This is a genomic window from Alcanivorax sp. HI0083, from assembly GCF_001635175.1.
This window is the reverse complement of record NZ_LWFX01001297.1, coordinates 1-7,616: the sequence shown is the minus strand read 5'-3', so window position 1 is coordinate 7,616 and position 7,616 is coordinate 1. Positions and strand designations below refer to the sequence as shown.

General features: G+C 59.0%; 11 protein-coding genes. 5 read left to right on the top strand and 6 right to left on the bottom strand.

Going from position 1 to position 7,616, the window contains the following annotated elements:
* From A3754_RS19335 to A3754_RS19325, 4 genes are all read left to right on the top strand, one after another.
* Positions 1-1,119: TRAP transporter large permease subunit (locus tag A3754_RS19335; protein ID WP_156497095.1), on the top strand; the 1,119-nt coding region annotated here is incomplete at its 5' end.
* A 125-nt stretch (positions 1,120-1,244) separates the two neighbouring features.
* Positions 1,245-1,397, top strand: a complete 153-nt coding sequence (locus A3754_RS26745) for a hypothetical protein (protein WP_156497094.1) — start codon at positions 1,245-1,247, stop codon at positions 1,395-1,397.
* Between the two features lie 5 nt (positions 1,398-1,402).
* A complete protein-coding gene (locus A3754_RS19330; protein WP_063521000.1) occupies positions 1,403-1,765 on the top strand; it encodes a PilZ domain-containing protein in 363 nt (120 codons plus the stop codon).
* Entirely contained in the window at positions 1,758-2,489 is a 732-nt protein-coding gene (locus A3754_RS19325; protein WP_082904809.1) for a class I SAM-dependent methyltransferase, read from the top strand. The genes A3754_RS19330 and A3754_RS19325 overlap by 8 nt, the downstream gene beginning before the upstream one ends.
* A 33-nt stretch (positions 2,490-2,522) precedes the next feature.
* Here the strand turns inward: A3754_RS19325 and A3754_RS19320 are convergent, their stop codons facing one another.
* The 5 genes from A3754_RS19320 to rnd are packed head-to-tail and all read right to left on the bottom strand — an operon-like array spanning position 2,523 to position 5,211.
* Positions 2,523-2,975 (bottom strand): HIT family protein, encoded by a 453-nt coding sequence (locus A3754_RS19320; RefSeq protein ID WP_063520999.1) that lies wholly within the window; start codon positions 2,973-2,975, stop codon positions 2,523-2,525.
* A complete protein-coding gene (locus A3754_RS19315; RefSeq protein WP_082872440.1) occupies positions 2,972-3,319 on the bottom strand; it encodes a hypothetical protein in 348 nt (115 codons plus the stop codon). The genes A3754_RS19320 and A3754_RS19315 overlap by 4 nt, the downstream gene beginning before the upstream one ends.
* Positions 3,320-3,369: 50 nt before the next feature.
* Positions 3,370-3,828 carry a YcgN family cysteine cluster protein gene (locus tag A3754_RS19310; RefSeq protein ID WP_063520998.1) on the bottom strand — a complete coding sequence of 153 codons (459 nt, stop codon included), beginning with the start codon at positions 3,826-3,828 and terminating at the stop codon, positions 3,370-3,372.
* Positions 3,821-4,138 (bottom strand): YcgL domain-containing protein, encoded by a 318-nt coding sequence (locus tag A3754_RS19305; RefSeq protein ID WP_231880701.1) that lies wholly within the window; start codon positions 4,136-4,138, stop codon positions 3,821-3,823. Before A3754_RS19305 ends, A3754_RS19310 begins: the two co-directional genes overlap by 8 nt.
* Positions 4,135-5,211, bottom strand: a complete 1,077-nt coding sequence (rnd, locus tag A3754_RS19300) for a ribonuclease D (protein ID WP_063520997.1) — start codon at positions 5,209-5,211, stop codon at positions 4,135-4,137. Before rnd ends, A3754_RS19305 begins: the two co-directional genes overlap by 4 nt.
* A gap of 220 nt (positions 5,212-5,431) precedes the next feature.
* Here rnd and gpmA point away from each other — a divergent pair, with 220 nt between their 5' ends.
* Positions 5,432-6,178 carry a 2,3-diphosphoglycerate-dependent phosphoglycerate mutase gene (gene gpmA / locus A3754_RS19295; RefSeq protein WP_063520996.1) on the top strand — a complete coding sequence of 249 codons (747 nt, stop codon included), beginning with the start codon at positions 5,432-5,434 and terminating at the stop codon, positions 6,176-6,178.
* Positions 6,179-6,348: 170 nt separating this feature from the next.
* Here the strand turns inward: gpmA and A3754_RS19290 are convergent.
* Positions 6,349-7,616, bottom strand: a 1,268-nt coding sequence (locus tag A3754_RS19290; RefSeq protein ID WP_156497093.1) for an efflux RND transporter permease subunit, incomplete at its 5' end; no start/stop codon positions are given.

Sequence of the window (7,616 nt, the reverse complement as noted above, 5' to 3'; positions counted from 1 at the left end):
GTGATTATCGCCGCCTTGAATAACAGCGTAACCACAGACGAACTGTTCACTTCCGGCATCAAGGTCTTCGGTTTATCGCTACTACTGTTCTTCATTTACAGTCAGTTTGCGCGCACCGAGCCAGCTCGCATCGCGCCGTTCTCACAGGCAGTTCCCGCAAGCCTGAAACGGCTTGTCCCCCTGCTGCCTTACGTCATTGTCATTGGCACCGTGGTGGTGGTTTTCAGGGATGTCCTGGATGCGCAGCTTAACGAGAACTATGCGCCCATCATCTTGCCGGTGATCATGCTGGCTGTGCTGATCTATGAAAAATTCAGCCGCCATTTCCTGCATCTGTGCGCCGCCGTACTGGCTCTCCTGCTGATCCATTCAAGCTATGACGTCTGGTTGGTCAGCAACGCACTGGATGCCGGCAATATTCCATCTGGCACCTCCGAGAACCAGCTTTCCGATACGTTAACCGGGCTGTTCTGGCGAAACCTGATTCTCGGCATCAGTTTGCTTATCCATTATTTGTTCAAACCCAGCGGCGAGGTATCAGAGCTGCCCGCTGAGGAAGAAGGCGTTGGAACCACCCTGGAAAGCTCTCTGCGCTTTTCTACTAACGAAACCACCGGACATATTGGTGCCCTGCTCATGCTGATGGCACTGACCGTCAGCATGGGGGGACTATTGGAACGCTCCGGCATCATGGAAGCCTTGCCGGAAACCTTCCCTTCGATTTGGGTCGCCATGACGTTGTTGGTGGTGACCATGGTCATCATCGGCATGATCATGGACCCCTTTGGTGCAGTGATTCTGGTGAACGCGACCATCGCCCAGGTCGCCTTTGATAACGGCATCGCCCCACTGCACTTCTGGATGATCAGCCTCGTCGCCTTCGAGCTGGGCTATCTGTCCCCCCCGGTCGCATTGAATCACCTGCTAACCCGTCAGGTCGTCGGTGATGACGAAGTGGAAAGCGCCAAAGTCATCAACGGTTCCTTCTACCGGCGCTACGAAAAATACCTGCTACCCATTGCCGTCATGCTTACGGCCCTGTTGCTGGTCGCCTTTGTGCCGCTGCTCTCTGACAACCTGCATCACTGGCTATTCCAGAAAATAGACGTCACAGGGTGATCAGGGTCGCAAACTGCCAAAAACCCTTGCAGGGCTCGCGTTACCCGCCCTGCAAGGCCCCTGTTTCCTATCGTCCCGGAATAACTGATACTGTAAAGTATGCGGATATGTCAGGGAGATAACGGATGAGTAAAACGCAAGAACCCCGCGCTTCACGCGAAACCGAAGCGCTTCCCAAGACGGTGAAACCCGCCCTGCTATTCTTGCTGTTCCTGTTCGGGGTGGTTGCCTCCATGGCCACAGCCGCTTACGTTGTTGACAGAATGATTTACGGATAAGTCATATGGCCACAGCAATGGACAACCGACGCCACCCCCGGATAAGCCGGGAAGAGAGCCTGTCTCTTACCTTGCTGCCCGCTGGCTCGAACTCCGTGGCCCCGGAAGATCGCCTGTATCTGACCACCCACGACATTTCACTGGCCGGCATCAGCGTAGAGCTGCCCGCGCCAATCAAGCCCAATACGGATGTGGAGCTGTGGGTTGCCCTGCTGGAAAACCACGGCACTTACCACCTTTACGGCACCATCGCCTGGTGTGCGGCCCCGGAAGGCCACCTGCTGGCAGGGGTCGCCCTGGACCTGGAGCGAGCCGATGGGCGACTGTGGGCTGCGCATTTCGATACCAGCGGCTATTTCAGTGACTGACAGCCTGTTTCAACGTGGCCAGCACTACCAGCAGTTTCGCCCCACCTACCCCGACACCCTGTTTGAATGGCTCAGCGCCCAAAGCCCCGCCCCCCATATTGCTGTAGATGTGGGCTGCGGCAGCGGCCAGGCCAGCCGCGGCCTGGAACCTCACTTCCAGCACGTGATCGGCACCGATATCAGTCTCCCGCAACTTCAGGCAGCGCCAGCTTCAGCCTCCGCATTTCTGGCAGCCCAGGCCCATCAACTTCCTCTCCCGGATACCTGTGTGGATCTGATCATCGTCGCCCAGGCCTTTCACTGGTTCGACAAAGCCGCGTTCTTTACCGAGGTTGAGCGCGTTCTGAAACCCGGCGGCGTGCTGGCCCTGATCAGCTATGGCCTGTGCGATGTGGAAGGACTGGAGGGTATGGTCAGGGCATTCCATGATGGCCCACTGGGCCCATGGTGGCCGGCGGAACGGGCCGACGTGGTGGCGGGCTATCCCGACGCGCAGATGGATTGGCCAAGCCTGCGGTTTGCCGAAACCACCATAAAACGGGAATGGTCCGTGGAGGCGTTCATTGGTTATCTGGATACCTGGTCCGCCCTGACGCAGGCCGCCAAGGCAGGGAAGAGCCCACTCGCCCCATTCAGTGACGCGCTGCGAAAACAGTGGGGGCCTTACACACGCACCGTGAACTGGCCACTTCGGGTGCGCGCTTGGCGAAAGCCTGCCCGTTAACAAGGCCACAGCAGCAATAAGGCAAAGCGGGAATCAGGGTGTATCCGGGAAATGCTCAGACAACAGACCCGCCATGCGATCCAGACGTCTGCGTCGTTTCGCCATACCGAAGACGTTGAGTAGCCGGGTTGCCCAGGTCAGCGCCGTTACCAACGTATCGCCACCGCGCCGGGGAATCACATGCACGTGCACATGGGGCACATGCTGATTAGCCTCACGACCATCGTTGACCACCACGTTATGTGCCTTGACGGCAAGGCCAGCGCGCTTCTGCGCCACTATGGTCCGCCGTGCCAGATCCATCAAATGGTGTGTCACGTCAGAATCCAGGCCCTCCAGCAAAGGCGCGTGCTCACGCGGGATCACCAGGCAATGGGCTTCACGGATCGGAAACAGATCCAGAATCACCATGGCCTGCTCATCTTCGTAAACCACACTGGCGGGCAGCGTACCCGCCTGGATCTGGCAGAAAATACACTGGCTCATTGCTGAACCGACAGGGCCGCTTGTTTGCGCCGCTGCCGCCACAGTTCAAACACCGCCACCACCAATGCCACTACCAGCATGGCCAACAGCGGCCCACCAGCACGCCACAGGCTCACATCCTCCTGGGCCAGGCCATCGAACAGACTGACCACCCAGGCCGGCGCCCATTCGTCATGCTGCGGGGAAACGGACCAGGGGGTCAGCAACAGGGCCGTCAACAGGGTTCGCAACGGTACCTTGCCCCATCGTGACAGCGGGCGTGTCAGCCACCACCAGACAAACAATACGCCGATGCTGCCGATCAGGTAGGCGAACCAGCCCCATAGATATGCTTGTGTTGTCACAACTTCTCCTACACGTGTAATTGAACCCACTGCCAGGCCCTTGCCTGGATTCAGTCGATCCAGTGAACAATATGCTCTTCCCAATCGTCTTCCGGCACAAGCTGCTCGGACACCACGCGCCCGGCCACACTGATGCCTGCCTGCTTCACGCTGCCCGCATTTTCGCTAAGCAGCGGGTGCCAGCCGGGTAACGGCTGGCCATGGGCGCGCAAACGATACGCACAAGTGGACGGCAACCAGTCGGTATCCCGGGCAATGGCTTCAGTCACTTGAATACAGTCAGGGACCCGCTGAAAACGCTCCGGATACACCCGACACTGACATTTTTTGCTATCCAGAAAGCGGCAGGCCAAATTGGTAAACGCCAGCTCGCCACTGTCTTCATCTTCCAGTTTGACCAGACAACAGCGGCCACACCCATCGCACAATGCCTCCCACTCACGGGCATTGAGCTCGCTCAGCGGCAGGGTCCAGAACTGCGCACGCAGTGGCCGGGTCACGTCAGGCATCACGCCCGGCCGGTTTATCCGGATGGCCATCGGCCATGAACAGGTCTTCATCCGGCGGCGGCGGCATTTGCAGATAAAAGCCCTGCTCGCGGATTTTACCGATAACCTGCTCCACATCCGCCCGAGCCAGAGGCCGCGCCGGGCTCAGGATCATGTCGGTCACATGTACAGCGTGGCCAAATTGCCCCATCAACACTTCCGGCACGTCTTTCAGGCCTTTCTGGCGATCCACATACAAATACATGCCGCTTTTACGACGGCTCTTGTAGATCGAACAAAACAGTTTACCTTTCAGCACTCCCTCACTCACTTCAGCAACTCCAGCAGAGGTTGAGTGACGATATTGTAACGCCACCCGGTCAACGGCTCCGGCACCTGCTCCGGGTTGCGGATAAGGGCTTCCAGCCAACGCCGACGCATCAGTACATCCGGTTTCATGTCCATTTTTTCTGCAATCACGCCTACCCGGCTGCGCAGGGTCTTGGCCAGTTTCTTCTGGGCCGCATCCGGCGGCCCAGGCAGCGGCTCCGGCGGGGTCTGCCGACGGCCCTCTTCCATCAGTGTCAGTAACGCATCACCATCGCGGCGTATCTGTTTGGGATGGAAACCCAGATCCGCCAACAGCCCCCGATCACTGCGGCTGGCACGGGCCAGATCCAGTAATTGGGCATCTTTGAGCACAAAACTCTTCGGCAGGTTCCGTTCGCGCGCCATCTGGTCTCGCCAGGGCGCCAGAGCCGCCAGCACCGCCAGGCTTTGCCCCTGTAACAGACCGGCGCCTTTCACATTACGCCAGGCGTCCTGCGGCCGGATTTCGCTACGGGCCTGGTTCAGCAAGCGTGCGCACTCTTCTTCCCACCAGCCCCGTCGACCCAGCCCATCGAGCCGCTCGGCGAGGATCCCGGCCACTTCCGGTAGATACTTAACATCATCTTCAGCGTAGTGAAGCTGCTCATCGCTCAATGGACGCTTCAGCCAGTTGGTGCGCGTTGCGCCTTTGGGTAGGTCAACACCCAGCAGCATCTGGACCACTTTCTGGTACCCCCACTGCATATCTTCGCCGCTCAGCGCCGCAGCAATCTGGGTATCTTCGATGGCAGCCGGGTATTGGCCGGTAAAGGTGGCAATGGCTTCCAGATCTTCCGAGCAGGCATGCATGACCAGGGTGTGCTGCTGAAACACCGGAGACAGTGTGGGGCCATCCACCCGGGTGGTATCAATCAGGCGAATTTGTTCACCGTCGTGTACCTGCACCAGCGCCAATTGCGGCCAGAAGGTGCGCTCGCGCATGAATTCCGTGTCCAGATACAGCGGGGTCCCCGCCGTCAGCCCACCTTGCCATTCACTGATTGCCTGATTGTCCTCGCACCAAAGATACGCCATGTTTTCGCCTTATCCGGGAATGAGAAAGCCCTTGAAACGGCTTTCACAGGTCATCGCTGCGCATGAAAAGGGCAAAATGGTCTGCAAAAAAACACACAGGACAGGCCTTGCCGGCAGCGGCAACAGAATTTGCGACGATTATACGGGCTGTGGCGCTCAATTTCCCGGCGCATTTCTGCTACTCTTTGCGCCGCATTGAAATCGCACAGGAATAACGCTAATGAGCACGAAACTGGTACTGGTCCGCCACGGCCAGAGCGTATGGAACAAGGAAAATCGCTTCACCGGCTGGAAAGACGTGGATCTGACCGATCAAGGCCGCGAGGAAGCCCGCACCGCAGGCGAGCTGCTGAAGGAAGCCGGCTTTGAGTTTGATGTGGCTTACACTTCAGTGCTCAAGCGTGCGATCCGCACTCTGTGGAGCATTCTGGACAACATGGACCAGATGTGGATTCCGGTGATCCGTGACTACCGCCTCAATGAACGCCACTACGGTGCCCTGCAGGGCCTGAACAAGGCGGAAACTGCCGCCAAGTACGGGGATGACCAGGTGCATATCTGGCGTCGCAGCTACGATACGCCACCGCCGAAAATGGAGCGCGATGACGAGCGTTATGCCGGCAACTTCCGGGTGTACAAGGACCTGAGCGAAGCGCAGATCCCTCTGTCAGAAAGCCTGAAAGACACAGTCGACCGCTTCGTGCCTTACTTCGAAAGCGACATCAAACCGCAAATCGAAGCCGGCAAACAGGTACTGATCTGCGCCCACGGCAACAGCCTGCGCGCGCTGGTGAAATACCTGGGTGACATTTCCGACGAGGAAATCGTCAAGCTCAACATCCCCACCGGCGTGCCGATGGTCTACGAGCTGGACGACAACCTGAAGCCCATCAAGAACTACTACCTGGGCGACGCAGAAGCGGCTGCAAAAGCAGCGGAAGCGGTGGCCAATCAAGGTAAGGCGTAAAAAGAGACTCAACAGGCTCCACGCGGCACGCCACAACGCGTACCACCGCAACGCTTGCTGTTAACGAAGAGGCCGCGCCCCTGCTTGGGGTGCGGCCTCTTGCGTTCATGGGATTTGCTGGGCGGCTGACGCCAAAAGCCTGACGCACCAAGCCCCGCCAGAAACCTGCATCACTGCGCGCCTGCCTGGCCTTGCAGGTAATCCTGCCGGCCTGCCTCCCAGGCGGAGCCCAGCACGGCATCGTGATACGGGTTGTCCCCTGCCCACCCTGCATACAAGCGGCCGCGTTCATAGGCCATCTCCACGGTATCCTGTTCCGATGCTTCCGGTGCTCGCCAGCGGGCCAGCCAGCGGGTGACCAGCCCCTTCACATCATTGGATATCACCAACAGGCTGGGCACTAACAACAAGCTCACCAGGGTGGCAAACAGCACCCCGAAGGCCAGCGAGACAGCCATGGGAATCAGGAAGCGGGCTTGCACGCTGGTTTCCAGCATCAGCGGTGCGACACCGGCAAAGGTGGTGATGGACGTCAACATCACTGGCCGCAACCGCCCGCTCACACCACGAATCACCGCATCGCGCAACGACGCGCCTTTTTCCCGCAGGTCGTTGATGGCATCGAGCAATACCAGGTTGTCATTCACCACCACGCCGCTCACCGCGATGATTCCCACCAGCGACCACAGTGTCACGCTGTAACCCAGCAGAAAATGCCCCATAAAGGCCCCCACCAGGCCAAACGGAATCGCCGCCATCACCAGCAAGGGCTGACCATAACCGCCGAACAGAATGGTGAGCAGGAAGAAGATTGCGGCCAATGCAATCAGATAGCTTATCGATAGGTGTGACAGGAAGTCCTTGATCGCCGCCTGCTTGCCCGCCACCGTCCAGCCGGCTTTATCGTCAGCGGCCATCATCGGATCCAGCAGCGCCTTGCGCAGCTCCGCCATCACCAGAGCCGGGGACGTGGCATGCTCATCCACAAAGGCACTCACCGTGGCGCTGCGGCGCCCATCGTAATGGCTGATCATGGCTGGCGCCTGGCGACGCGATAGCGAGGCCACGGCGGCGAGCACGGTCATTTCACCGTCGGCCAGTTGCACCGGCATCCGTTCCAGGTCGGTAATCTGGCGGCTGTCGGCCTGGGCCAGCCGCAGCATCACCGGCACCTCCTGGTCCTGCTCGAACCAGCGGTCCAGTTCGATGCCGTGGAACGCATTGCGCACCTGCGCCCCCACTTGCTCGGCCCGCAAACCGGCTCGCTCCCCTTCTTCACGCAGGTTGATATCCACGATAGTTCGCTGGGCATGCAGATTATTGGCCACCTCATGAACCCCCTCCATGCGCGTCAACGCCAACGCCGCCTGTTCACTCATACGCTGCAACGTAGCCAGATCCGGGTGGAACAAATTGATATGAATGTCCGGCTTCACCT